At 64.1% G+C, this 24,246-nt stretch carries 22 protein-coding genes; 7 read left to right on the forward strand and 15 right to left on the reverse strand.

The features are described from left to right. Nucleotides 1-25: 25 nt before the first annotated feature. Entirely contained in the window at nucleotides 26-934 is a 909-nt protein-coding gene (locus tag NKJ20_RS25065; protein ID WP_352747749.1) for a DMT family transporter, read from the reverse strand. Nucleotides 935-1,038: 104 nt separating this feature from the next. Here NKJ20_RS25065 and NKJ20_RS25070 point away from each other — a divergent pair, with 104 nt between their 5' ends. Then, nucleotides 1,039-2,442 carry an aminotransferase-like domain-containing protein gene (locus NKJ20_RS25070; protein ID WP_352747751.1) on the forward strand — a complete coding sequence of 468 codons (1,404 nt, stop codon included), beginning with the start codon at nucleotides 1,039-1,041 and terminating at the stop codon, nucleotides 2,440-2,442. Between the two features lie 30 nt (nucleotides 2,443-2,472). Here the strand turns inward: NKJ20_RS25070 and NKJ20_RS25075 are convergent, their stop codons facing one another. The 3 genes from NKJ20_RS25075 to NKJ20_RS25085 all read right to left on the reverse strand — a co-directional run bounded on the left by NKJ20_RS25075 (nucleotide 2,473) and on the right by NKJ20_RS25085 (nucleotide 4,925). Continuing rightward, nucleotides 2,473-2,970, reverse strand: coding sequence for a MaoC family dehydratase (locus NKJ20_RS25075; RefSeq protein ID WP_292664992.1), 498 nt, complete (start codon nucleotides 2,968-2,970; stop codon nucleotides 2,473-2,475). A gap of 138 nt (nucleotides 2,971-3,108) precedes the next feature. Next, entirely contained in the window at nucleotides 3,109-3,537 is a 429-nt protein-coding gene (locus NKJ20_RS25080) for a phasin family protein (protein ID WP_352747753.1), read from the reverse strand. Nucleotides 3,538-3,620: 83 nt separating this feature from the next. Continuing rightward, nucleotides 3,621-4,925, reverse strand: coding sequence for a DUF445 domain-containing protein (locus NKJ20_RS25085; RefSeq protein WP_352747756.1), 1,305 nt, complete (start codon nucleotides 4,923-4,925; stop codon nucleotides 3,621-3,623). Between the two features lie 191 nt (nucleotides 4,926-5,116). Here NKJ20_RS25085 and rirA point away from each other — a divergent pair, with 191 nt between their 5' ends. Next, nucleotides 5,117-5,578: an iron-responsive transcriptional regulator RirA gene (rirA, locus tag NKJ20_RS25090; protein WP_023676431.1), complete on the forward strand. Its 462-nt coding sequence runs from the start codon at nucleotides 5,117-5,119 to the stop codon at nucleotides 5,576-5,578. Nucleotides 5,579-5,797: 219 nt separating this feature from the next. Here rirA and NKJ20_RS25095 read toward each other — a convergent pair whose 3' ends face one another. Genes NKJ20_RS25095 through hemP form a run of 5 tightly spaced genes read right to left on the reverse strand, consistent with a single transcriptional unit; the run spans nucleotide 5,798 to nucleotide 9,894 of the window. After that, nucleotides 5,798-6,586 (reverse strand): heme ABC transporter ATP-binding protein, encoded by a 789-nt coding sequence (locus NKJ20_RS25095; RefSeq protein ID WP_352747758.1) that lies wholly within the window; start codon nucleotides 6,584-6,586, stop codon nucleotides 5,798-5,800. A 10-nt stretch (nucleotides 6,587-6,596) separates the two neighbouring features. After that, complete coding sequence (locus tag NKJ20_RS25100; RefSeq protein ID WP_352747760.1) at nucleotides 6,597-7,694, reverse strand: FecCD family ABC transporter permease; 1,098 nt, start codon at nucleotides 7,692-7,694, stop codon at nucleotides 6,597-6,599. A gap of 5 nt (nucleotides 7,695-7,699) precedes the next feature. After that, nucleotides 7,700-8,608, reverse strand: coding sequence for a heme/hemin ABC transporter substrate-binding protein (locus NKJ20_RS25105; protein ID WP_352747762.1), 909 nt, complete (start codon nucleotides 8,606-8,608; stop codon nucleotides 7,700-7,702). Between the two features lie 11 nt (nucleotides 8,609-8,619). Beyond that, entirely contained in the window at nucleotides 8,620-9,678 is a 1,059-nt protein-coding gene (locus NKJ20_RS25110) for a hemin-degrading factor (protein WP_352747765.1), read from the reverse strand. 9 nt (nucleotides 9,679-9,687) lie between these two features. Beyond that, nucleotides 9,688-9,894, reverse strand: coding sequence for a hemin uptake protein HemP (gene hemP, locus NKJ20_RS25115; protein ID WP_352587787.1), 207 nt, complete (start codon nucleotides 9,892-9,894; stop codon nucleotides 9,688-9,690). A 202-nt stretch (nucleotides 9,895-10,096) separates the two neighbouring features. Between hemP and NKJ20_RS25120 the strand changes: the two genes are divergently transcribed. The 3 genes from NKJ20_RS25120 to tolA are packed head-to-tail and all read left to right on the forward strand — an operon-like array spanning nucleotide 10,097 to nucleotide 14,073. Continuing rightward, nucleotides 10,097-12,310 carry a TonB-dependent hemoglobin/transferrin/lactoferrin family receptor gene (locus NKJ20_RS25120; RefSeq protein ID WP_502895009.1) on the forward strand — a complete coding sequence of 738 codons (2,214 nt, stop codon included), beginning with the start codon at nucleotides 10,097-10,099 and terminating at the stop codon, nucleotides 12,308-12,310. 5 nt (nucleotides 12,311-12,315) lie between these two features. Beyond that, nucleotides 12,316-12,747 carry a hypothetical protein gene (locus tag NKJ20_RS25125; protein WP_352747770.1) on the forward strand — a complete coding sequence of 144 codons (432 nt, stop codon included), beginning with the start codon at nucleotides 12,316-12,318 and terminating at the stop codon, nucleotides 12,745-12,747. Nucleotides 12,748-12,795: 48 nt separating this feature from the next. Beyond that, nucleotides 12,796-14,073, forward strand: a complete 1,278-nt coding sequence (gene tolA, locus NKJ20_RS25130) for a cell envelope integrity protein TolA (protein WP_352747772.1) — start codon at nucleotides 12,796-12,798, stop codon at nucleotides 14,071-14,073. Between the two features lie 66 nt (nucleotides 14,074-14,139). Here tolA and putA read toward each other — a convergent pair whose 3' ends face one another. Beyond that, entirely contained in the window at nucleotides 14,140-17,751 is a 3,612-nt protein-coding gene (gene putA / locus NKJ20_RS25135) for a bifunctional proline dehydrogenase/L-glutamate gamma-semialdehyde dehydrogenase PutA (protein WP_352747774.1), read from the reverse strand. Nucleotides 17,752-17,914: 163 nt separating this feature from the next. On the opposite strand from putA, the gene NKJ20_RS25140 reads away from it, so the two are divergent. Beyond that, nucleotides 17,915-18,367 carry an Lrp/AsnC family transcriptional regulator gene (locus tag NKJ20_RS25140; RefSeq protein WP_023676441.1) on the forward strand — a complete coding sequence of 151 codons (453 nt, stop codon included), beginning with the start codon at nucleotides 17,915-17,917 and terminating at the stop codon, nucleotides 18,365-18,367. A gap of 200 nt (nucleotides 18,368-18,567) precedes the next feature. Here NKJ20_RS25140 and NKJ20_RS25145 read toward each other — a convergent pair whose 3' ends face one another. Both NKJ20_RS25145 and NKJ20_RS25150 read right to left on the reverse strand, forming a co-directional pair. Then, on the reverse strand, nucleotides 18,568-19,767 hold the full coding sequence (locus NKJ20_RS25145) for a cytochrome-c peroxidase (protein WP_352747777.1): 1,200 nt from the start codon (nucleotides 19,765-19,767) through the stop codon (nucleotides 18,568-18,570). Between the two features lie 7 nt (nucleotides 19,768-19,774). Further along, nucleotides 19,775-20,221, reverse strand: a complete 447-nt coding sequence (locus tag NKJ20_RS25150) for a FixH family protein (protein WP_352451991.1) — start codon at nucleotides 20,219-20,221, stop codon at nucleotides 19,775-19,777. Between the two features lie 157 nt (nucleotides 20,222-20,378). Here NKJ20_RS25150 and NKJ20_RS25155 point away from each other — a divergent pair, with 157 nt between their 5' ends. Beyond that, complete coding sequence (locus tag NKJ20_RS25155; protein WP_352747779.1) at nucleotides 20,379-21,308, forward strand: sugar kinase; 930 nt, start codon at nucleotides 20,379-20,381, stop codon at nucleotides 21,306-21,308. Here NKJ20_RS25155 and NKJ20_RS25160 read toward each other — a convergent pair. From NKJ20_RS25160 to NKJ20_RS25170, 3 genes are all read right to left on the reverse strand, one after another. Beyond that, a complete protein-coding gene (locus NKJ20_RS25160) occupies nucleotides 21,301-22,302 on the reverse strand; it encodes an NADP-dependent oxidoreductase (RefSeq protein WP_352724868.1) in 1,002 nt (333 codons plus the stop codon). The two genes, NKJ20_RS25155 and NKJ20_RS25160, sit on opposite strands and share 8 nt — an antisense overlap. 5 nt (nucleotides 22,303-22,307) lie before the next feature. Further along, on the reverse strand, nucleotides 22,308-23,255 hold the full coding sequence (locus NKJ20_RS25165) for an alpha/beta fold hydrolase (RefSeq protein WP_352747782.1): 948 nt from the start codon (nucleotides 23,253-23,255) through the stop codon (nucleotides 22,308-22,310). An 86-nt stretch (nucleotides 23,256-23,341) separates the two neighbouring features. Continuing rightward, complete coding sequence (locus NKJ20_RS25170; protein ID WP_352451958.1) at nucleotides 23,342-24,157, reverse strand: oxidoreductase; 816 nt, start codon at nucleotides 24,155-24,157, stop codon at nucleotides 23,342-23,344. Nucleotides 24,158-24,246 lie beyond the last annotated feature (89 nt).

Here is a 24,246-nt window from a genome sequence, read left to right on the forward strand (position 1 = left end):
CATGCAACTCCGGCAGCCGGCGCACCTATCTCGCATATCTCTTGGCACCGACGACGCAAAGCACGACGGCGGCGGTGACGGCGATCATGGCGGGACTGACCTGCTCATGCAGCAGCGCTGCCGCCAGCCCGAGGCCGAAGAAGGGCTGCAGCAGTTGCAACTGCCCGACGGCGGCGATGCCGCCTTGCGCCAGGCCGCGATACCAGAACACGAAACCGATCAGCATGCTGAACAGCGAAACATAGGCCAAGCCGATCCAGGCGCCCCTGCCGGCACTTTCGAGCGACGGCGGCAAAGTGATGAACGTCAGCGCCAGCATGAGGGGCAGCGACAGCACCAGCGCCCACGAAATCACCTGCCAACCGCCGAGTTTGCGCGACAGCGCCGCTCCTTCGGCATAGCCCAATCCGCACACGATGATGGCGGCCAGCATCAAGATGTCGCCGAGCGGCGAGACCGACAGGCCTTGGGTGACTGCGAAACCGGCGACAAGGGCGCTGCCGAGGCACGAGAACAGCCAGAACGCCGGCTTCGGGCGATCGCCGCCTCGAACCACGCCGAAGATCGCGGTCGCCAACGGCAACAGGCCGACGAAGATGATGGAGTGAGCCGACGTGATGTGCTTGAGCGCCAGCGCCGTCAGCAGGGGAAAGCCGACCACGACGCCAAGCGCCACGATCGCCAGCGGGAACAGATCTCGCCGCTCCGGACGCTTCTGACGAAAAACGAGTAGAAGCGCCAGGCCGAGGATGCCCGCTGAAGCCGCACGGGCGACCGTTACGAATACCGGATCGAAATCCATCACCGCCACGCGCGTCGCCGGAAGCGAACCGCTGAAGATCAGCACGCCTATGAACCCGTTGACCCAGCCACTCGCCGCCCAACCACTCGCCGCCCAACTACTCGCCGCCCAACTACTCATCGCCTTGTTCATCGATGCCCCGCTGATTTCGCCCTCTATCGGGCCGGGCGTCTGGCTCCGCCAGAGACAATCAGGTACAGTTTGACAAAACCGTCATGGTAGGCTGAGCAGTACGGATGGACGAACTGACGACAACAGATGAGGGCAGCCGGACGCTTGTCGAAAGCGTCATGGCGACGATCAGGCACAGGATCGCCGCGCGCAGCCTCACACCGGGAACGCGGCTGCCTTCGATCCGGGCGTTCGCGAAGGCCATGCAGGTTTCCAAATCCACCGTGGTCGAAGCCTATGAGCGTCTTGCGGCGGAAGGCATGATCCGCTCGCGGCCGGGCTCGGGTTTCTATGCCGCCGGACCGTTGGCTCCGTTGTCGCTGGCCGAGATCGGCCCCAGGCTTGACCGTGCCGTCGACCCGCTCTGGGTCTCGCGCCAATCGCTGGAAGCGGGCGACGGCGTCCTGAAACCAGGTTGCGGCTGGCTGCCGGCAACATGGATGCCCGAGGCTGGATTGCGCCGCGCACTGCGGACGACGGCCCGCGCCGACGACGCCGCTCTGACCGACTACGGCACGCCGCTCGGCTTGCCAGCGCTACGCCATCTGCTGGCGCGGCGCATGGCCGAGCACGGCATCGAAGCCTCTCCGGACCAGATCATGCTGACGGAATCGGGCACCCAGGCGATCGACCTGCTGTGCCGGTTCCTGCTCGAACCGGGTGACACGGTGTTGGTCGACGATCCCTGCTACTTCAACTTCCATGCCCTGTTGCGCGCCCATCGGGCCAAGGTGATCAGCGTCCCCTACACGCGCTCGGGTCCGGACATCGAGTTGTTCGCGCAAGCGCTGAACGAGCATCGGCCGCGCCTCTACATTACCAATTCGGCGCTTCACAATCCGACCGGCGCGATATTGTCGCCGGTCGTTGCCCATCGGGTGCTGAAGCTCGCCGACCCGTCGGGGCTGACGATCATCGAGGACGATATCTTCGCAGATTTCGAACACACACCGGCGCCCAGGTTGGCTGCCTTCGACGGCCTCAGCCGGGTCATTCATATCGGAAGCTTTTCCAAGACGCTGTCGGCATCGGTGCGCTGCGGCTTCATCGCCGCTCCTCGCGACTGGATGGAAGGATTGACCGATCTCAAGATCGCCACGTCGTTTGGCAGCGGTCGGCTTGCATCCGAACTGGTACTGACGCTGCTGAAGGACGGCCTCTATCGCAAGCACGTCGATCTGCTGCGCGCGCGGCTCTCGCGCGCCATGGAAGAAACCGGCACCCGCCTCAGGGCGATCGGCATCGTGCCATGGATAGATCAGCCCGCCGGCATGTTTTTATGGTGCAGGCTGCCGGAGGGGATAGATGCCGCGGATGTCGCCCGCCATGCCCTGTCGGCTAATGTCGTGCTTGCGCCCGGCAATGCGTTCAGCCTGTCCCGGTCGGCCAGCCGTTACATGCGCTTCAATGTCGCCCAATCGGGAGACGACCGGGTTTTCAGGGCGCTTGAAGAGGCGATGTCGCGTTGATTGCGCTGCCGCAAAACTGAGGCTGAACTCTCAGGTGCCGGCCCGCTTGCGGCGTGCGTAAAGCATGACGAGCGTCTCGGCGGTGAGCGCCGGCCTCTGCTCGCCTTCGATCTCGACCGTATTGGCGGCCTTCATTAGATATTGCCCCGGACCTTTGTCTTCCATCGACAACAGCGTGGTGCGCAGCCTGATTCGCGAGCCGACCCTGACCGGCGCCACGAAACGCACTTTGTCGAAACCGTAGTTGAAGGCGGCCTGCGTGTTTTCGGGGACGATGCCCATCTCGAGCGCCAGCGCGCCGATGATCGACAGGGTCAGATAGCCATGCGCGATCGTGGTGCGGAACGGGCTTTGCCGCTTCGCCCGCTCGGGATCGACATGGATCCATTGATGATCGCCCGTGCATTCGGCAAACTGGTCGATGCGGTGCTGATCGACCAGCGTCCAGTCCGAAACGCCCAACTCCTGCCCGGCCATCGCCCTGAGTTGCTCGAAGGTCGGCGGCGTCCTCGGCCGTATCTGCGTCATTCCTGCTTTCCCGATCGCTTGCCTGTTCCGGACCACGACGGGCCGCCTCTGTCAATTCGCCAATGCGATTCCAGCCCATAATCTTCGGCCCTCGAACCGCCGGTCTTCGCCGCCGCCAAGTGTGCTGCCGGGGAACAGCTACCTCTTGTCGTGGCCGGCGCGGATTTCCTCCATCGCCTCCTTGATGCGGCTGCGCAGGATTTCGATCGATTCGGTGCCGGACGCCCTCGCCAGTTCGGCCATCTCGCCGGCATTCTTCAGCGCGGTCTCGAAGAATTTCCTGGCGAACGCCGCCTGCTTCTGCATCATTTCCTGCGGATTGCCGGGCGCTCTGTAGCTTTGTGCCATGTCGGTGATTTCGCGCAGCGTGTCCTGCAGCATCTCGCGTTGCCTTGACAACAGCGCCGAGGCTCCAGCGGCGCTCGCCCGTGCCGACTTCTCCAGCGCTTCCAGGTTCTTGGCGTGGTGGGCGAGGATCGCCTCGACATCGACATTCGACAGCTTCAGGTCGCGGCCGAATTTGCCGAACATGTCGATGAAGGACTCGGACTCCGGTCGTTTTGCCATGCTGGTTCTCTCCCCCTGTTGCCGTGAACCCCGCCACTGCACGGAAGATAGTGCAGCGAAGCTCAGCGGTCCATTCGGACGAGTCAGCCGACAAGAAACAGCCGTTCGGCAGTGTAGAGCACGAGCCCGGCAAGGCCACCGATGATCATGCCGTTGAAGCGGATATATTGCAGGTCCTTGCCGATGTTCATTTCTATAAGCCTTGTCAGTTGCGCGAGGTCCCAGCGCTTGACCTGGTCGGCGATGAACTTCGACACGCCGCTCTTCTGGCTTTCGACGAAGGACGCCAGCGCCACGATGAAGCCCTGGTTCATGTCGGCCCTGATCTGCGCGTCGTCGGCAAGATGGCGGCCGACCTCGACGAACATGGTGGCGAGATGGTCGCGGATCATCGAATTCGGCGCCTTGGCGTCCTGTTCGATGAACAGCCGCAGGCTGTCCCACATATCGCCGGCCAGCGCGCTGAGCTCTGGCCGGGCAAGGAAATCGCGCTTCAGCTTTTCGGCGCGCCTGGCATATTGTTTGGATGTCCTCAGCCGCTCGACGAAGGTTTCGACGAAAAGGTCGAATTCGGCTCGCATCGGATGGTGCGGATCGGCGCGTACCTCATCGAGCAGCGAGCCGGCCGACGCAATGATCTTCTTCAACAGATAGGCGTCGGCGCGAAACAGGTTGAACAGCGACGGCAGTTCCTCGCGGATCTTCTCGCGCATCGTCGCCAGCGCCTGCTCGTCGCTCAGGAAGCGGCCGACCACCTTGGTGAACTCGTCGAATAATTTCTGGTGGCGGCGATCGTCGGTCAGCGCCGACAGCAGCTCGGCGGCGAGCGGCGCCAGCGGCACCTTTTCGATCTGCTCCAGCATGCGGCTGGTGACGAAGCTGCGCAGTCCGGATTGCTCGACCGCCGCCAGCGCCTGCGGCACCAGCCGGCCGACGAAGCGCGATAAATCGGCGGCGCGGTTCGGGTCGGCCAGCCAGTCCGCGACCAGCGCCGAAAAGTCGACCTCGGCGAGCTTTTCGCGCACCGGTTCCGGCGCCAGGAAATTCACCTCGATGAAGCGGCCGAGATTGTCGGCGATGCGATTCTGGTTGTCCGGGATGATGGCCGTATGCGGGATCGGCAGGCCAAGTGGCCGCCGAAACAGCGCCACCACCGCATACCAGTCGGCCAGCCCGCCGATCGTCGCCGCCTCGGCGAAAGCGGCGACGAAGCCCAACCACGCATGCCGGCTCTCGAGCGATTTCGCCACCGCAAAGACCAGCACGCAAAACGCAAGTGCTGCGGCGGCGACGAACTTGGTGCGCCTGAGCGCCGAAAGCTTGGCGTCGGCATCGGCGTCGAACCGGACGGACGCGACGGATGCAAATGCCGGGGCTGGTCGTGACATGATGGGCCGCTCCTGATCGTGTATGCGAACTTATCTAGTGTCGCCTGCCCCAGAAAGCGCGCCGCTGGTTCCGGTGCGCGCAATCGTGCACGCAAACTTGACGCCGGAATTCATCTATTATGCAGCGCCAGTCTGGAATTGTTCCAAACTATAGGCCATATTGACGCCAACCACTGTTATGTGAGGACACAATGCGGCTTACCCGTCAGACCAACTACGCCATGCGCATTCTGATGTATTGCGCCGCCAACACCGAGCGGTTGAGCCGCATCCCCGAGATCGCCGCCGCCTATTCGGTATCGGAACTTTTCCTGTTCAAGATCCTGCAGCCGCTGGTCGAAAACGGCCTGATCGAAACGGTGCGCGGCAGGAATGGCGGCGTCAGGCTCGGCCGCGCGGCCGAATCAATCAGCCTGTTCGATGTCGTGCGGGTAACGGAGGAAAGCTTTGCCATGGCCGAGTGCTTCGAGAACGACGCCGCCGAATGTCCGCTGGTCGACAGCTGCGCGCTGAATTCGGCATTGCGCGAAGCGCTCAACGCCTTCTTCGCCGTGCTGTCGCGCTACACGATCGCCGATCTGGTGGCGGCGCGCCCGAATGTGCGGCACCTGCTCGGCATCGACATGCTGGTGCAAAGGGCGCCGGCCGCCTGATTTTTGGTCGCATCTCAGTTGGTGAGGTCTGTTGAGATTCAGGTCAGGCCGAGCCGAAAATGGTGGGTTCCGAGAACCGGAACGGAGCGTACGTTTGGGTACGTGAGTACCGGCCTGCGCCGGCCATAGCCTTAACTGCCGCACCTCTCATGAATGCTTCGGCCGGCGAAGGCCGGAAGCGCAGGAAACCGCCATTTGCAGGCCGGCATCACCTGAATATCAACAGACCGACTGCGGCAATACGAACGGCATGTTTGCCGCCGGCAACACACCGACCTTCAGCCGGCAATCGAAGACCTTTTCGATCAGCTCGTCGCTGAGCACCTGTTGCGGCGAACCTGTAGCGGCGAGCCTGCCGCGATGCATGACGAAAATCCGGTCGGCATACATCGCCGTCAAATTGAGGTCGTGCAGGATGGCGACCACGCCGCCTCCCCGTCTGGCGAAATCGCGCGCGATGTCCATGATGATCAGCTGGTGCTTGATATCGAGGCTGGACACCGGCTCATCGAGGAACAAATAGCGCGGCTTGCCATCGAGCACCGGCGCCCAGACCTGGCAGAGTACGCGGGCAAGCTGCACGCGCTGCTGCTCGCCGCCGGACAGCTCCTGGTAGAAGCGGCCGGCAAAACCGTCGAGGTCGACGCGAGCCAGCGCCCGTTCGGGCAGGCGCTGGTCCTCGCCGGGCAACGCGCCGGAGCGCCCGCCGACCAGGCCTAGCCTGACGATCTCACGCACGGTGAACGGAAACGACAGCGTCGTCGCCTGCGGCAGCACCGCACGGACCGTCGCCGCATCGACCGGCTTCATCGCCGATAGATTGCGGCCGTTGACGGTGACCTCTCCCGAATAGCCAAGATCGCCGGACAGTGCTCGGAGGAAGGTCGTCTTGCCCGAACCGTTGGGGCCGACGATGGCCGCGATTTCGCCCGGCCGCGCCTCGAAATCGACATTGGCGACAATGCGCTTGCAGCCGATCGCCACCGAGACATCCCGCGCTTCGATCATAAGCAAACTTTCACAGGTCAATGACGCCGCGCTTGCGCAGCAGGATCCACAGGAAGAACGGCGCACCGGCGACCGCGGTGACGATCCCAATCGGCAATTCGGCCGGGGCAACGATGGTGCGGGCAACGGCGTCTCCCAACAGCAGCAGCGCCGCACCAAGCAGGGCCGATGCCGGCAGCAGGTAACGGTTGTCGGGGCCGATCAGCAGACGCAGCAGATGCGGCACGACGATGCCGACGAAGCCGATTCCGCCGCTGACCGCGACGGAGGCGCCGACCGCTGCTGAGACGCCGACAATCGCGGTGTATTTCAGCCGCTGAACCGGAATGCCGAGATGGCCGGCCGTGGCCTCGCCGAGCGCCAGCGCGTTGAGGCCGCGCGCCAGGAACGGCATTGCCGCCAACGCCAGCACGATGACCGGCCCGACCGAGCCGATCTTCTGCCAGGTTGCGCCGCCCAGCGAACCGAGCTGCCAGAAGGTCAGGTCGCGCAATTGCCGATCGTCGGCCATGAAGATCAGGATGCCGGTCAGCGCCATGGCAAGCGCCGCCAGCGCGATGCCGGCGAGCAGCATGGTGGCGACCGAGGTCCGGCCTTGCCGTGTCGCGACCCGATAGAGCAGCAATGTCGTAGCCAGCCCGCCGCAGAACGCAGCCAGCGGCAAAGCCATCGTGCCGAGCGCCGTAGTCAGCGGCGCCAGCATGGTCGAGCCAAGCACGATGACGGCGACCGCACCGAGGCTCGATCCCGCCGAAACGCCGATCAGGCCGGGGTCGGCCAGCGGATTGCGGAACAACCCCTGCATGACGGCACCGGAGACTGCAAGCGATGCGCCGATCAGCACGCCCAGAACAACGCGCGGCAGACGGATGTCATGGATGATCAGGCGGTCGCGGGCGCTCAACGCCGCGTCGCCGGGCAACGCGCCGAACAGCCAGTTGTGCATGACGCCAATGGCCGAGGCATCGGACGCGCCGGAGGTCAGCGACAACAGCACGGCGATAACCAGCCCGACGCAGAGCAGCACGATGACGAGGCGGGCACGCCGCGAACGGTCACCTGCCGTCGCCATAATGCCCGCCGTACCGGCGATCGAATGTTCGGCCATCGCGCTCAATCCGCGACCTGGCTGCCATAGAGCGAGACGGCGAGATCGTGGATGGCCTCGGCCGTGCGCGGACCGAAGCCGAGCAGGTAGCCGCCGTCCATGCGGATCAGCCTGCGGGCTGCACCCGCCGGCGTCGAAGCCACGGCAGGGTTCGAAAACAATTCGTCATCCGCGGTGGCCGGTCCGGCATTGTTCATCATCAGGATCACGTCGGGCCTGGCGGTGATGACTGCCTCGTCCGACAATTGCTTGTAGCCGGCAAAGCCGTCGATGGCGTTGATGCCGCCCGAAAGCTTGATGATGCCCTCCGCGGCGGTGTCGCTGCCGGCGGCAAGCAGCTTGCCGCCCTGCATCGACAGCACGAACAGGATGCGCTTGCGATCCTTGATCGAGGCGGTCTGCTTTTCGGCTGCCTTCAGCCTGGCGTCTATCTGGGCCGCCAGCGCATCGGCCTTGGCCTCGGTGCCAAGCGCCTTGCCGACGATGTGGATCTTTTCGAGAATGCCTTGATTATCATAGCGCTCGGTCACCTCGATGAATGGGATGCTTGATTTCTTCAAGACGTCGACGGCTTCCTTCGGTCCGCTGCCGTGCAGGGCCAATATGCCCGACGGATTGACCGACAGCACACCCTCCGGCGACAGCTGGCGCATGTAGCCGACATCAGGCAGTTCCGCCGCCGCTTGCGGATAGCGGCTGGTCGAATCGCGCGCGACAAGACGATCCTGTTCACCGAGCGCATAGACGATCTCGGTGATCGAGCCGCCGATGGCAACGATCCTCGAGCGGTCGGCGAAAGTCGCGATGCCCTCGGCGGCTTGAGCCGGCATCAGCGCGGCGAACGCCAGGAAAACAGCCGCCGCAGGACCAGGCGCCGACCTGGAGACCGATGCCAGCCTGGAGAAAAGAACCATCGTCGTTTTCCTCAGGCTGCGGTCGGGCTTGGGATACGCGGCAGGTTTTCGGCCAGAAAGCGCCAGTCTTCGCGCTCGCTTTCGCCTTCATGCCGCTTACCGAAGAACTGGATGATCATCTTGCCGTCGGCGCCATAGATTTCGAGCGACGTGACATGGCCGTCCTTGGTCGGCTTGCGCACGGCCCAGACCTCATCGATGTGGTCGGTCCGCAGGTGCAGATGGAAGTTCTGGTCGAGCACGTTGAGCCATGGTCCCATCGGCTTGATCGAGGCGACCGGGCCGGAATGGATCTGGATGCAGCCGCGATTGCCGACAAAGCACATGATCGGCATGGCGCCGGCAGCGGCGTGGTTGAACATGGCGTTCACCGCATCCTTGTCGACCAGCCAGGCGTAGTCCTGGCCGACCATGCGCACCGCCTGTCGGCGGCTGATCTTCAGTGTCTTCAGCATGCCGAAGAACTGATGCACGTCGGTCAGCTGGCTCCAGCGGTCGCGCAGATCGTCGATGCTCGCCGGGTTGTCCGCAGTCTCGGTCTCGTCGGCCGTGCCCGCTGAAATCGCCACCGTCGGCTCCTGGTTCGGCGATTCCAGCCCGGCCACCAGTTTCTGATAGGCGTAAAGGTTGGAGGCTGGCCTGAGATGCACCTTGTGTACCGCCTCGCCTCCGGTATCGAAGAACTGCAGGCTGCGGCGGATGTCGGCGCCATCGCGCTTTTCCACGGCAAAGCCGTGCGCCCAGACTTTTGGGAAAATGCGCAGGTCGATATTCTCACCGAGCACCATGGCATTGTGATTGCCGGTGACGACCTTGTCGTAGACGCCGATCTTCTCGTGCACCGCGCTTTCGTTGCGGGTCAGCGCCATCACCTCACCGACAGCTTCGAGGCCAGTCAAAAGGTCGTTGACACGCGGCTCGACGCGCACGACGCCGTCGCCGCAATGCGCGGCGACCAGTTCGGCCTCCGAAATACCGAGCTGGGCGGCGAGGTCGCGCTCGCGCATTTTCGGATTGTCTGCCCGTGCCCGCCGGATCTCGTGTGGGGCGGGTTTTACGCGCTGGTCCATTTCTACCACCTACTTGTTGAGGATGAGCTTGCCCTGCCGGGTGATCTTCAGCCGGTACAGCGCACCATGATGCTCGATGCCGATCTCGTGCTCGCCCTGGAACAGCGTGTTGCTGGACAGCGTTCTCACGGCCGATTGGATCCGGTCGAAACGGACGGAATTTTCGTCGGAACGGCGGACGCGATAGCGAAAGTCGCTGGGATTGTGCGTGTTCATTGGTTCGATCCCTTTTCCTGTGCCGGGCATCTGGCTCGGCGCCTGCGTGAAATGCCGATTCAATTCTTGACTCGAATAATCATGTTATCTAGCAGTGCAATACCGGAGTAAATGAGTCAACATTTAAGACGCCGGACACGATGAAAAATGCCAGCGAGCCCCAGGCCAGCCAGCATCGAACATGGATTCTTGGAGTTGCAGCATGGGGTTGGCGAATTGGGGACGGCTGGCGGGCAGCGGCCTGACACATTGTTCTATGACAAGCAAAATGGCCGCGTTGCTGGCCGGCGCGGCGGCGATCCCGCTGCTCGCCACACCGGCCGGCGCCCAGCAGGCCGCCCAACCGGCAGCCGACCAGCAGCAGACTGACCCGTCTCAACAGCCCGAAAAGGTAAAGCCGGCCCCGGCGGGTACCACACTGCTCGACAAGATCCTGATCCTCAGCCGTACTGGCGAGACGGCGATCGAGTCGCTTGCTTCAGCCAGCCATGTCGACGAGGAACAGCTCGAGCGCCGCATGGCGACGACGCCCAACGAAATGCTGTTCGGTGTGCCGGGTGTCGCCGTCCAGGCCGACGCAAGGCGTGTCAGTTCCAGCATCAACATCCGCGGCCTGCAGGATTTCGGCCGCGTCTCCGTCATCGTCGACGGCGCCCGCCAGAATTTCCAGCGCTCGGATCACGGTACGCAATCGACCTTCTACATCGATCCCGAATTGATCAAATCCGTCGATGTGATCCGCGGCCCGGTCGCCAACACCTATGGCTCCGGGGCGATCGGCGGCGTCGTATTTTTCGACACCAAGGATGCACAGGATTTCCTCAAGCCGGACGAGACCTGGGCGGTATCCGCAACTGGGCGCTACGAAACCAACGGCGAAGGCTGGACCACCAGCGCCACCGGCGCCTATCGGATCAACGAGAACTGGGACGTGCTCGGCAATATCGTCTACCGCGACTATGACGACTACAAGCATGGCGGCGGCGACGCTGTAGCGGGCACCGGCTTCGATGTCTTGAGCGGCCTCCTCAAGACGACCATCCGCCCCAGCGAAAACAGCGAGCTGAAGCTCGGTTGGATCGGCTCGAACGACGGATGGACCGAGACCAGCGGCAGCGCGCCGGTGAACGACGCCGACCTGAAGGCGAATACCTTCACGGCCCGCTACAACATCACCGACGAAGACAAGAGCTGGCTCGATCTCCACATCAATGCGTCCTACAACAAGACCAAGCTCGATCTGACGACCCTTGTCGCGCAAAACCGGTTTGATCCGGTCACCGGTCTGCCCGTGGTTTTGCCGGCGGGTTCGAAATCGACGTTCGACATCGGCACCTCCGGCATCGACATTTGGAACACGTCGAGATTCGAGACCGTCGGCATCGCGCATGAGCTGACCTATGGCGGCGACTGGGTTCGCGACGATGTCGAGACAGGCGGCACGGCGGGCGGCGACAGCTTCTATACGCCCTCGGGCAACAGGAACGTCTCCGGCGCTTACGTTCAGGACAAGCTCACCTGGGACTGGCTCGAGATCATCGCCGGGCTGCGCTACGACAGCTACAAGCTTGACAGCGATGTCGGCGAAACCTCTGGCGACCGGCTGTCGCCACGCATCACAGTGGGCATTTCGCCCTTCGAGAGCGCCAGCATTTCCGGGCTGCAATTCTACGGCACCTACGCTGAAGGCTATCGTTCTCCGTCGCTATCGGAGACACTGATCAGCGGCAACCATCCAGCCGGCGTCAGCTTCCCGTTCCTCCCCAATCCCAATCTCAAGCCCGAAACCGGCAAGACCGTGGAGTTTGGCGTCAATTACAGCACCAACGGCGTCATTGAGGCCGACGACGCGCTGCGGCTGAAGGCGGCCTATTTCAACAACAACGTCGACGATTACATAGACGGCGTGACGCTCTCGCCGTTCGACCCGACCAGCGGCTGCCCGTTCGGTCCGGGCATACCGATCTGCTTCCAGTATCAGAATTTCGCCAAGGCCAAGATTCACGGCTTCGAGATGGAGGGCGTCTATGATGCCACCTGGGGCTTTGCCGGGCTTTCGGCGTCGTTCACCGACGGCCACACGATTTCCTATGAAGGCGAACGGGCGGACCTTGTCACCGTCCCCTCCTCACAGATCACCGGGCAACTCGGCTTTCGCTTCCTCGAGGACAGGCTGACCATCGGTGGCGAGGTGCAGTACAATGGCAAGCCGCAGGGCAACCCGGTGGCCAAGGACTATACGCTGGTCAATGCCTTCGCCAGCTACCAGGCGACCGACAATTTCAAGGTCGATTTCCGCGCCGACAATCTGTTCGACGTCAAATACGCCAACCCGCTGAACGCATCGACGACGAGCGTCGTCTACGAGCCCGGCGTCACCCTGAAGCTGGCGGCGACCATGAGGTTTGGAGGCTGACGACAATGAAAGGCATGACGGCATCCCTTCGTCTGTTCGCCGCGGTGCTGGCAATATTGCTTGCGGCGGCTCCGGCATGGACACAGCAGCAAGCACCGGCGCTGATCCTCGAGCTCAATGGCGCGCAGCCTTCCGACAAGGGCTGCCGCCTGACTTTCGTGGTCACCAACAATCTCGGCGCCGACCTTTCCAAGGCGGCGTTCGAGATCGCGCTGTTCAACGAGGCCGGCGTCGTCGACCGGCTGACCGTGCTCGACTTCAAGGAGCTGCCGGCAGGCAAGACCAAGGTGACGCGTTTCGATCTTGCCGGCACGGATTGCGGCAAGGTCAGCCGCGTGTTGATCAACAGCGCCACGGAATGCGCCGGCGCCGAGCCGAATGCCTGCATGCACGGGCTGAAAACGCAGGCCAGGACCGGCATCGCCTTCGGGGTCTGAATTTTGGGACCGGAACCCGCATTCGCACGAAACCCCGTCGCGTGGCCATTGGCCGGTTTCCTGCCGCCGGAACCGGACGATCCGGATTTCGCCATCCCGCGCGGGGCGCTGCGTGTTTCGCCGCGCGACAGGCCGGAAGACAGTTACATCGCCGACGCCGACGGCGACTTGCCGACGGTGCCTGCGGAGCCATTGCGGCAGGCACGACAGACGCGGCGGCGCCGCAACTGGACGGTGGCGATCGCCTGCTCTTGCGCATTCCACGTGGCGGTGGCGCTGGCCTTCCTCACGCTGCCGGACGACCGGCCAAGCATCGAAGGTGCCGATCAGCAAGGCGAAATGCTGCTCGGCGCCGACCCGCAGCAGGCGGCCGGCGATGTCGGAGACGATCCGGAAGTGGCCAACGTGACGATGGTGACCATGCTCGACGCCAAGCCGGTCGAAACGGTCGAGGCGCAGGCGGCCGCGGCAGAGGAGACGCTCCAGCCGGTCACCGATGCGGCGGAGACATCGGACAAAGAAGTGGTTGAGCCGGTCAACGAGGCCGCCACGGAAACTGCTGCGCCTGCCGATCGCACCGAACCAGCACCCGCGCAGCCGGCGCGCCAGGACCCATCGCCCGACGTTCTTGTGACCGACAGGCTGGTGCCTGCCGACGGCAATGCCGTGCCGCCGCCAGTCAGCGCGGCCGAAACGGCCGAGCCTGCCGAGACAAGCGCACCGGCACCAGCCGATCCGGCGCCGGCGGAAACAGTTCAGACGACCGAGACAGTCGGCGCGGCGGAAGAACCGAAGCCGGACAGGCCGGAGCCCAAGCAGCCGAAGGAGGCAACCGCAAAGAACAAGCGGGCCAGGAAGGCCGAACCAAACGAGCCTGAAAAGCCGGCCCTGCGCAGGAAGGCGAGCAAGGCACTTGCGAAAGCCGATTCCAAGAAGAAAAAGACCGGCTCCGGCGGCCGTGACGAAACGGATGTCGCGCGCGGCATGGCCGACGGCAGGAAGGACGGCAAGATCCTGACCGCCAGCAGGGGCGGCAAATCAGGCATCGGCAATGCAGCCTTCACGAACTATCCCGGCAAGATCAGGTCAAAGCTGGTGCGGGCCTTCAATTCGACACGCACGCGCGCCACTGGCACAGCCACGGTTGCCTTTACTGTCGGTTCGAACGGCAGCGTCCGGTCGGCCAGGCTGACGGGCAGTTCGGGCGTTGCCGCGCTGGACAAGGCCGCACTCGACGCGGTCCGCCGGGCTTCTCCGTTTCCCCCTATTCCAGACGGAGCCGGTCGCTCGGCCTGGCAGTTCGAAGTGCCGCTCGGTATCAGATAGCGACCGTCCCCATGCCGGCACCAAAGTTGGCGCCGCCCTGCCCGCGATACGCGAGCCCTGGCGAACCTACGCAGCGGCCAGCAGGCTGGCATTGCCGCCCGCCGCCGTGGTGTCGACGCAGACGGCGCGCTCGTGGGCGTAGGCGGCCGGATAATAGACTTCGCTGATCAGCGGCACGATCGGGCCGGCGCGCTCGGCGATGACCTTGCGCACGATGCGCGCGGCCTCGGGCGTGCCGGAAAAGGCAACGACATCGACCCGCAGCGAGCGCGCTTCGACCGGGTCCGGTCTGCCGTCGATGGCCGCCAGCGGCAGTCCCTTGCCGGTCAGTGACGAAAGTGCTGCCGGCGCGCCGGGCGCGACGGCGAGCACCGCATTGCCGGCGGCCAGCGCCTGGATCGTCTGGGCAAGCAGCGTATCTGCGTCCGGGCCAAGGCAGAGCACGCGGCCGCGCGGCGACAGCGACAGCGTGTTGGCCTCACCGGTCGGCCCGGGCAGGTCGACCTGGCCGAAATCGATGCCGGCGGCAGTGCCGATAGCCGCGGCACCCTTGCCGCGCAGATGTTTCCTCAGGATGGCGACGCGATCCGGCCGCGTCGACCAGCCGCCAAAGGCCGGGTCCGGCAGATTGTCGGCGAGCTCGGTCGCCGTCACCTTGCGGCCTTCGGCAAGATGGGTGCCGGCTTCCGGCCCCTTGCGGAAGCGCCGGAGATAATGTGGCCCGCCGGCCTTCGGCCCGGTGCCGGAAAGGCCCTCGCCGCCGAACGGCTGCGCGCCGACGACGGCGCCGATCTGGTTGCGGTTAACGTAGATGTTGCCGGCATGGATGCCATCGACGAAATGCTGGGCGCGGCCTTCGATGCGGGTGTGCAGGCCAAAGGTCAGGCCATAGCCTTTGCGGTTGATCGCAGCGATCACCGCATCGATCTCGTCGGCATCGAAGGTGGCGACATGCAGCACCGGCCCGAACACCTCGCGCTCCAACTCCTCGATGCCCTTGACCCGAAAGACGTGCGGCGCAACGAAGCGGCCGTCCTTCGGCGCTTCAAGCTTGGCGATCAGCCGGCCCTGCAGGCCCATTTTGGTGCAATAGTCACGGATCGACGCTTGCGCCTCGTCATCGATGACCGGGCCGACATCGGTCGATATCCGCCACGGGTCGCCGAGGCTAAGCGCTTCCATCGCGCCTTTCAGCATCTCAAGCATCTTCTTCTCGACGTCCTTCTGCACGTAGAGAATGCGCAATGCCGAGCAGCGCTGGCCGGCGCTCTGGAAGGCGGAGGCGAGGATGTCGCGCACCGCCTGTTCGGGAAGTGCTGTGGAATCGACGATCATGGCGTTGAGGCCGCCGGTCTCGGCGATCAGCATGGCGTCGGGCGCGGCGGTCTCGGCCAGCTGCTTTTCGATCAGCTTGGCGACCTCGGTCGAGCCGGTGAAGCAGACGCCGGCAATGCGCGGATCGGCGGTCAGCGGGCCGCCGACCGAAGGGCCGTCGCCGGGCAGAAGCTGGATGATGTCTTCCGGCACGCCGGCCTCGCGCAGTAGCTGGACGGCGCGGAAGGCGATCAGCGGCGTCTGTTCGGCCGGCTTGGCGATCACCGAATTGCCGGTGACGAGTGCCGCCGCGATCTGCCCGGTGAAGATGGCGAGCGGAAAGTTCCACGGCGAGATGCAGGCGATGGTGCCGCGCGCCTCGGTGCCCGCCTCGGCATTGGCGGCCTCGGCCGCATAGTAGCGCAGGAAATCGACCGCCTCGCGCACCTCGGCAACGCCGTCGGCGAGCGACTTGCCGGCCTCGCGGCTGGCAAGCGCGAAAAACTCGACGGCATTGGCTTCGTAGAGATCAGCCGTGCGGTTGAGGATGGCGGCACGCTCGGCGACCGGGCGTCTTGCCCATGCCGGTTGTGCCTCGACGGCGATGCGCACGGCGGTCTCGACCTGCTTGGCGCCGGCCTCGCTGACCGTGCCGACCACTTCGGAAGGTTTTGCCGGATTGACCACCGGACGCTGCTTGCCGTAGCCGGCGGCGCGGCTGACCGGCTTGGCGTGCCAGCGCTCCGGCCCGGCGAACTCGGCCCTCGCCTTGTCGATCGCAGCCAGCGTCAGCGTGTCGGTGATATCGAAGCCCTTGGAATTGCGCCGGCCGGGGCCAAAGATCGCCGACGGCGGCACGATCGCCGGATTGGCGGCGGGGCCTTGTTTCTCCATCGTGTCGATCGGGTCGCGGGCGATGTCCTCGGGCTCGACCTCTTCATCGGTAAGCTGGTGGACAAAGGAGGAATTGGCGCCGTTCTCCAGCAGCCGGCGGACCAAATAGGCGAGCAGGTCGGAATGCGCGCCGACCGGCGCATAGATGCGGCAGCGCGTGCCTTCGGCCCGCCGCACCGTCTCATGCAGCGCCTCGCCCATGCCGTGCAGCCGCTGGAACTCGAACGTATCGCGGTCCGTCGTCATCGACAGGATGGCGGCGACGGTGTGGGCGTTGTGGGTGGCGAATTGCGGGTAGATCCGGTCGGTCATCGACAAAAGCTTCTTCGCGCAGGCCAGGTAGGAGACGTCGGTATTGGCTTTGCGGGTAAAAACCGGATAGCCGTCGAGCCCGAGCGTCTGCGCCCGCTTGATCTCGGTGTCCCAATAGGCGCCCTTGACCAGCCGCACCATGATGCTGCGGTCGTATTTCCTCGCCAGCTCATTGAGCCAGTCGATGGTGAAGGCCGCGCGCGGACCGTAGGCCTGCACGACGACGCCAAAGCCGTTCCAGCCGGCAAGCTCCGGTTCGGCCAGTACCCGTTCGATGACGTCGAGCGACAGGTCGAGGCGGTCGGCCTCCTCGGCGTCGATGTTGAGGCCCATGCGCGAATGGCGCGCCGCCAGCGCCAGCGACAGCAGCCGCTCGGCCATGACGGGCAGCATCTTTTCCTTCTGCGTCACTTCATAGCGCGGATGCAGCGCCGAAAGCTTGACCGAAATGCCGTGGTTCTGGCGGATGTCGGGGCCGTTGGCGCCGGCATCGAGCGAAGAGATGGCATCGGCATATGCCTTGAGGTAGCGCAGCGCGTCGGCCTCGGTGCGGGCCGCCTCGCCCAGCATGTCGAAAGAATAGAGATAGCCCTTCTGTGTCATCGGCCGGCCGCGCCTGACCGCCTCGGCAATGGTGCGGCCGAGCACGAACTGCTCGCCCATCTCGCGCATGCCGGCGGCGACCGCCTTGCGGATGACCGGCTCGCCCAGCCGGCGCACCATCGCGCGCAGCGTGCCTTCGATGCCGCCCTCGCCTTCGTCGAGCACGCGGCCGGTCAGCATCAGCGCCCAGGTCGATGCATTGATGAAGATCGAGCTCGAGCCGCCCGAATGCGCCGACCAGTCGTGCGGCGCGATCTTGTCGGCGATGAGGTCGTCCATCGTCTCGGTGTCGGGCACCCGCAGCAGCGCCTCGGCCAGGCACATCAGCGCCACGCCCTCCTTGGTCGAGAGGCCATAGGCGGACAGGAAGACCTCCATCAGCCGCGGATCGGACGAGCCGCGCACCGCGCGCACCAGATCGGCGGCACGGGCCGAAATCGCCTTGCGGTCTTGCGCGGACAGCCCGGCCGCCTCGGCCAGCCGCTTCACCGCCTGGTCTTCGTCGGGCAAATAATTGGCACGGATTTGCTGGCGGATGGTGTCGAGCGCTGGCATGGCGGTCCTGTAGAACGAGCATAAGGGGGCGGGCCGGCGGTCACCGGGCCGAATGGCGCAACCTAACATAAGTACGGATTTCGGTCGGTCCAAAGAAATCGACAAGACAGGTCGATTGATCTATGATTGCGGGTCGGCAATCACCAATGTGGCCAAAAATCTGATGACAGAAGACCAATTGGACCGGATCGACAGGAACATCCTGTCGGCTCTGGGCAGTAATGGCCGGCTTTCCATGTCGGAACTGGCGGCGAAAGTCGGCCTGTCGAAGACGCCGGTGCAGGCACGAGTCAAACGGCTGGAGAAGGACGGCTTCATCAGGGGCTACCAGGCGATCATCGACCGTGAGCGCATGGGCGAAGGCCATGTCGCCTTCGTCCAGGTGAAACTGTCCGACACCCGCTCGGCCGCGCTCGACGCCTTCAACCGCGCCGTGCAGGCGGTGCCGGAGATCGAGCAGTGCCACATGATGGCATCGAGCTTCGACTATCTGCTGAAGGTCCGCACCACCGACATCGCCGCCTACCGCCGCGTGCTCGGCGAGCGCATCTCCGCCCTGCCGCACGTTGCCCAGACCTCGACGTTTGTCGCGATGGAGACGGTGAAGGACCGGTAGGAAACGCCGGCGGGACAGCCCCCCCTCTGTCCTGCCGGACATCTCCCCCTCCAGGGGGGAGATCGGTTGTCACTGCCGCTTTCGCCAATCTCTAAACGTCGCAGGAGTGAACGGCGCGCCGAAGCTGCCAATCTCCCCACTAGAGGGGGAGATGTCCGGCAGGACAGAGGGGGGCGCGAAGGATCGCTACCCCGCCGCCTTCACTCCGCCAGCGTCTTCAGGAACGCCACCAGCGCCGCGCGCTCGCGGTCCGAAAGCTGCAGCGGGTGGACCTCTGACACACCCTCGACACTTGCCGGCGCCTTCGAATAATGCGCCACCACCTCGTCCAGCGAGGAAAACTGCCCGGCATGCATGTAGGGCGGACGGGTGGCGGCACCGCGCAGCGACGGCGTCTTGTAGGCGCGGACGAGTTCCGGCCCGGTCTTGACCATGAAGCGCAACTCGCGGCAGGCGCTGGCATCGCCGTCGCGAAAGGCGCCGAAACAGTTGAACGGATCGGCCTCGACCTGCGCCACCGCCTCGACGCGGCCGCGATCCGGCGGCAGGCCCGCGACCGGCGGCACGCCGGTGTTGTGGAAGCTGCCGTCGGTAAAACGCGGGCCGTTGTGGCAGGTCACGCAATTGGCCTTGCCGATGAACAATTTCAGGCCGAGGATTTCCTCCGATGAAAAGGCGGCGTCGCCTTTCGGCTCGGCGCCCGCAGCCAGGTCGAGGGCAAAGCGGTCGAAGCGTGTCTGCGGCGGCGCGATCGAGCGCTCGAAGGCGGCGATCGCCTTGCCGATATTGGCAAAGACGCGGTTGACGTCCTCGGCTTGACTGGCGGGCATGGCGTTCCAGGCCGCCTTCTCGGCATCGGTGCCGAGCGGGCCGGCATTGGCCGGCACGCCCGAAAGGTCCGGCAGCGGCCCGAAGATGCGCTCGTAGCGCTCGCCGAAGCGGGCCTTGATGTAATGCGCGAAGGCGGCGCGGTTGCCGGCCTGCTCCAGCGGATTTTCGAGCGGTGTCAGCGCTTGCCCCCACAGGCTGTCGCGCCGCCCGTCCCAGAAGAACCAGGGATCATGCGCGACGCCGGCCAACGGCATGGTGCGGCGGTTGGTGCGGCCGACGCCGACCGCTTGCGGCAGGTCGTCCTGGAATTGGCGGTCGATCTTGTGGCACGTCGAGCACGATACCGTGCCGTCGCCGCTCATCCCGGTGTCGAAAAACAGCGTCGAGCCGAGTGCCGCGGCGGCCGGCACGTCGGCAAAGCGATTGGTGGTATCGGGCTTCAGCTGCGGCAGCCTGGACAGCGCCAATGAGGCGATGGTCTGCTTCTCGGCGTCGGAAAACTCCGGTCTGCCGCAGCCGGCGAGCACCGCCACCATCACCAACGCGAGAAGACTGGAAAACCGGCTCATCTATGGCTCACAGCACCACGTTGAAAACGACAGTGTCCGAACCGGCCGCGGCGGAAATGGCAAAATGCAATTGCCACCACCCGCTCATCGTGAATTTCACGCCGTCGATGCGATAGCGCCCCGCGCCGAGGTAATCGGTCGCCTGCGGGCTGGTCGGCAGACCGTGCTTGTGCTGCGGCATGCCGCCGGAAATCGTTATCGCAGCACCTTCCACCGGCGCACCTTCGACGGTTTTCAGCGTCAGCAGCCAGGATTCCAGTTCGCCCTGCCGGATGACGCCTTTCTCGGGCTCGAAAGTCGCCGCGAACAGCTTGTTCGCCGTCGTCTTGGAACGGCCGACGTCCGAGCTTGGTTGCGGTGCATGCGGCGCCGTCAGATAGACGATTGCCAGCACGCCGGCGAGCAAGGCAGCCAAGCCGAGGCCTCCAAGAAGATAACGCCATAACGATGCCAAACCCATTCCTGTTCTGCGGATAACGTTTCGCTGGGCAGATCGCGTCCCACGCCCCTGTGGGAAATCGCGCCCAGTGCAAGAATCCGCCGTCGCCAAGCATGGCGCTGCCGGCAGCAAAAAGCTACAGCACCGCAATTGCAGGATGGAGGAGTGCTTCATGGCAGGAATCGGCATCGCCTCGATCGGCGAGTGCATGCTCGAGCTTTCGGGCCAGGCCGGGCCGAACTGGCGCATGGGCTTTGCCGGCGACACGTTCAACACTTTGTGGGCGCTGCATGCTTTGAGCGGCGAGCGGCCGGCGACCTATGTGTCGGCCTTCGGCGACGACCCGTTCTCACGCGACCAGATCAAGTTCCTGGCCGAGAACGGCATCGGCATCGGCGCCAGCCCGGTGATAGCGGGCGCCCGCCCCGGCCTCTATGCGATCACGCTGACCGGCGCCGAACGTTCTTTCACCTATTGGCGGGCCGATGCGGCCGCAAGGCAGTTGGCTTCGGACCCAGCCGCATTGCAGAAAAGCCTTGAAAACCAAGCGCTTGTCTATTTTTCCGGTATAACTTTGGCAATCCTCGACGAGGCTCCACGCAAGGTACTGCTGACGGCCGTGGCCAAGGCGCGCGCGGCCGGCTCGCTGATTGCCTTCGACCCCAATTACCGGCCGAGGCTGTGGCGCCAAAGCGAGGAAGCGCAGGCCGCGATCCTCGAGGCGCTCGCCGTCGCCGACATCGCGCTACCGACCTTTCCCGACGAGCAGATGCTGTTTGGTGATACAACACCGCAGAAAACAGCTGAACGGCTGCGAAAGCTGGTCGGCGAAGTCGTCGTCAAGAACGGCGAGGAACCGGCGCTGATCGCGCAAAACGGAACCTCGCAATCGGTGCCGGCGGTACACGTCGCCACCCCGGTCGACACCACCGGCGCCGGCGACTCCTTCAACGGCGCCTACCTCGCCGCTCGCCTTGCCAGCCATGCCCCGGCAGAGGCGGTGCTGCGCGCCCATCGCGTCGCCGCCGCCGTCGTGCAGGTGCGCGGCGCCCTGGCGCCGTTCGAGACGCTCAAGGCTGCGTTCGAGGCAACTGCTATCTGACCTTGATGACGACCTTGCCCTTGGCGCGTCCTGTTTCGACATAGGCCAGGGCGTCATTGGTCGCCTCGAATGGAAAGACCCGATCCACAACCGGGCGGATCGCGCCGGCTTCGATGAGAGCGGTGATTTTGCTCAGCTGATCGCCCTGCGCCCACATGAAAAGGAACGAAAACTGCACGCCGCGGCGCTTGGCTTTGGCCCGAATTCCGCGACTCAGGAAGCTGAGCACCAGCCTCAGCATTAAGTTCAGTCCCTTTTCCCTGGCAAATTCGGCATCCAGTGGACCGGAGATGGAGATGAGCTTGCCACCCGGTTTCAGCACCCTCAGGGATTTTTCCAGTGTCTTGGCGTCCTGGCTGTTCAAGACGACATCGTAGCCCGACAGAACTTTCTCCAAGTCGTCTTTCCTGTAGTCGACGACGACATCGGCGCCGAGACTTTTGACCAGATCGGCACTCGCCGCGCTCGCGGTTGTCGCAACGGTCGCGCCGAGGTGCTTGGCCAACTGAATAGCAAATGTCCCGACGCCGCCGGAACCAGCCTGAATGAAGACCTTCTGTCCCTTCTTCAGGTTTGCCCGTTCGATGAGCGTCTGCCAGGCGGTGAGACCGACCAGGGGAATCGACGCCGCCTCTTCCATACTGAGATTCTCGGGCTTCAAGGCTACGTCGGCCTCATTCACGGCAATGAATTCGGCGAATGTCCCAATCCGGCCATCGCGCGGCCGCGCATAGATCTCGTCGCCGACCTTGAACTTGCTGACTTTCGATCCCACGCGGATAACCTTCCCAGCCACGTCGTGGCCCAGGATGAAGGGCCGGCGGTAGGGCAAGATGAGCTTGAATTCTCCGGTTTTGACCTTGGAATCGAGCAGGTTCACCCCTGCGGCATGGACCTCGACCAAGACATCGCTGTCCTGGAGCTCCGGCTCCGGCATTTCGGCCAGCCGCAGAATAGCCTTCTTGTTATACTTATCGACAACGAATGCCTTCATGGCAGTTACTTTCTAAGAATGCCTGTTGCTGTTCGGGACGAAACAAGCCGAACGTTTTCAGCTGCATAGCCGCCTTGCGGCAAGGCCTCAGCCTCGAGGAAGGACAGGGCCTTCGGGACAAAATCGGCGTGGTTCTGAAATATCCCGCCATGCCCGGCATCCGGATAGATGACCAGATGCGCCCCCGGGATACGCCCGGCGAGATCATAGGTATTGCTGCTCGGCACCATCCTGTCCTGGTCGCCATTCGCAACCAAAGTGGGAATGCGGATGGTGCTCAGGTCTTGTGGCGCCTGGAGTCCGTAGGCCTTGATCGCCTTGAGTTGCGCGCCGAACGCGCTCAGCGATATCGCCTTGTCCCGGTTGTTCCGGCGCTCCTTCAGCCGTTCCAGAAATGCGTTTGCGGCGCGGCGCCCATTCGGCGTTCTTGTGAAGAAGAGATAGTACTTCGGATCCCGAAAAGTCAGCGCGCCCTTGATCATGTCCACGATCGTCAGCGGCGTTACCTTGTCGATGCCTTGCCCACCGGCCGGCCCCGTGCCAGCCAGGATGAGTTTGCGCACAAGCTTGGGCTCGGTCAGCACAATCTCTTGCGCCACGAAGCCGCCGAGTGAAAAGCCGAAGAGATCGACTTCTTCGAACCCCAGCGCCCGGACAAAGGCGATTGCATCCCGCGCCATGCCGGAAATGGTCGACGGAGTTTTGCCACCCGAAGCACCGATGCCGCGATTGTCGAAGGCAATTACCCGCCGGGTCGCAGCGAGGCCATCGACGATGCGCGGATCAAAATTGTCCAGCTGAGCAGCCAGATGGTTGAGCAGGATCACTGGCACGCCCGTCCTGGGCCCGAGTTCCCTGTACGCAAAAGCTATGCCGCCGACATCGACGGAGCGCGTTGGCGCGCCCCGGAACAACGCCGGTGAACGCGGCGACCGATTGGATCTATGTGTCATGCTTGGCGCCTCCGTTTCGTAGGGCCTGGCCAAATGTGTCGTAGTTGCTAGTCGCATGTGCGTGAAATCCTCTGCCTCGCCGTTGTTCAGACCGGCAAGCGGAACTGCTTGCGCAGGCTCTTGTCGAAAATCCCCGCGGGGGCAAAGCGGCGCAGCAGGCTGACCTGGCGCGCTGCGTTGCCAGCGGTATAGCGCCGTCGCGGGCGGGCATCGGTCGCTGCCTTGACAACCACATCCGCCACCACTTCCGGCCGATCGGCTTTGGGCATCACATCGCCCAGCAGCGCCTTGAGCCCGGCTCGAGCCCGATCGTATTCCTTCAACAGCGAATCCGGCTCGATGCCGTTCTGGTCGAAGACGGTGCGAACGAATGCCGGCTCGATGACGGAAACGCGGACGTTGAAGGCGCGCACCTCGTGGTCGAGCGATTCCGAATAGCCTTCGAGCGCGTGCTTGACCGCCGAGTAATGAGCTGAGTATGGCGCGGGTACCAGTCCCAGAATGGAGCCGATATTGATGATGCGCCCTTCGCCGCGCCGCCGCATCGACGGCAACACCGCATTGGTCATTCGCATGACGCCGAACAGATTGACGTCGAACAGGGCTTGTACCTGGGCGACCGAGGATTCCTCGGCGCCTCCTAGCAGACCGACACCGGCATTGTTGACCAGGAGGTCGATCCGGCCGGTCTGCGCGAGCACGGTGGCAACGAGCGCATTGACGGCCGCATCATCGGTCACGTCGCATGCCAGCATGGTCACTCCGCCCGGACCATTACTGGTCTTGCGGCGACTTGTCCCGAAGACAGTGAAACCCGCCCGCGCCAAGGCCTCGGCGCTGGCGCGGCCGATGCCGGAGGAGGCTCCGGTCACGATTGCGGTCTTTTCAGAATTCCCATTCATTTTTGATGTTCCAGGTTCGAGAGGTCTAGCTTATTTCCACGAGTTGAATTATGATCGTAATATCAGATTATGAGCATAATGCAATAGCA

This window comes from Mesorhizobium sp. M0185 (assembly GCF_040322175.1).
GTDB lineage: Bacteria > Pseudomonadota > Alphaproteobacteria > Rhizobiales > Rhizobiaceae > Mesorhizobium.

Bases quoted from the DNA above. Each gene is read 5' to 3' on its own strand.
- NKJ20_RS25170 (WP_352451958.1), bottom strand. From the start codon at position 24,157: ATGAATGGGAATTCTGAAAAGACCGCAATCGTGACCGGAGCCTCCTCC.
- NKJ20_RS25140 (WP_023676441.1), top strand. From the start codon at position 17,915: ATGACAGAAGACCAATTGGACCGGATCGACAGGAACATCCTGTCGGCT.
- NKJ20_RS25065 (WP_352747749.1), bottom strand. From the start codon at position 934: ATGAACAAGGCGATGAGTAGTTGGGCGGCGAGTAGTTGGGCGGCGAGT.
- NKJ20_RS25125 (WP_352747770.1), top strand. From the start codon at position 12,316: ATGAAAGGCATGACGGCATCCCTTCGTCTGTTCGCCGCGGTGCTGGCA.
- NKJ20_RS25165 (WP_352747782.1), bottom strand. From the start codon at position 23,255: ATGACACATAGATCCAATCGGTCGCCGCGTTCACCGGCGTTGTTCCGG.
- NKJ20_RS25070 (WP_352747751.1), top strand. From the start codon at position 1,039: ATGGACGAACTGACGACAACAGATGAGGGCAGCCGGACGCTTGTCGAA.
- putA (WP_352747774.1), bottom strand. From the start codon at position 17,751: ATGCCAGCGCTCGACACCATCCGCCAGCAAATCCGTGCCAATTATTTG.
- NKJ20_RS25110 (WP_352747765.1), bottom strand. From the start codon at position 9,678: ATGGACCAGCGCGTAAAACCCGCCCCACACGAGATCCGGCGGGCACGG.
- rirA (WP_023676431.1), top strand. From the start codon at position 5,117: ATGCGGCTTACCCGTCAGACCAACTACGCCATGCGCATTCTGATGTAT.
- NKJ20_RS25100 (WP_352747760.1), bottom strand. From the start codon at position 7,694: ATGGCCGAACATTCGATCGCCGGTACGGCGGGCATTATGGCGACGGCA.
- NKJ20_RS25105 (WP_352747762.1), bottom strand. From the start codon at position 8,608: ATGGTTCTTTTCTCCAGGCTGGCATCGGTCTCCAGGTCGGCGCCTGGT.
- NKJ20_RS25120 (WP_502895009.1), top strand. From the start codon at position 10,097: ATGGGGTTGGCGAATTGGGGACGGCTGGCGGGCAGCGGCCTGACACAT.
- hemP (WP_352587787.1), bottom strand. From the start codon at position 9,894: ATGAACACGCACAATCCCAGCGACTTTCGCTATCGCGTCCGCCGTTCC.
- NKJ20_RS25080 (WP_352747753.1), bottom strand. From the start codon at position 3,537: ATGGCAAAACGACCGGAGTCCGAGTCCTTCATCGACATGTTCGGCAAA.
- NKJ20_RS25155 (WP_352747779.1), top strand. From the start codon at position 20,379: ATGGCAGGAATCGGCATCGCCTCGATCGGCGAGTGCATGCTCGAGCTT.
- NKJ20_RS25095 (WP_352747758.1), bottom strand. From the start codon at position 6,586: ATGATCGAAGCGCGGGATGTCTCGGTGGCGATCGGCTGCAAGCGCATT.
- NKJ20_RS25160 (WP_352724868.1), bottom strand. From the start codon at position 22,302: ATGAAGGCATTCGTTGTCGATAAGTATAACAAGAAGGCTATTCTGCGG.
- NKJ20_RS25075 (WP_292664992.1), bottom strand. From the start codon at position 2,970: ATGACGCAGATACGGCCGAGGACGCCGCCGACCTTCGAGCAACTCAGG.
- NKJ20_RS25085 (WP_352747756.1), bottom strand. From the start codon at position 4,925: ATGTCACGACCAGCCCCGGCATTTGCATCCGTCGCGTCCGTCCGGTTC.
- NKJ20_RS25145 (WP_352747777.1), bottom strand. From the start codon at position 19,767: ATGAGCCGGTTTTCCAGTCTTCTCGCGTTGGTGATGGTGGCGGTGCTC.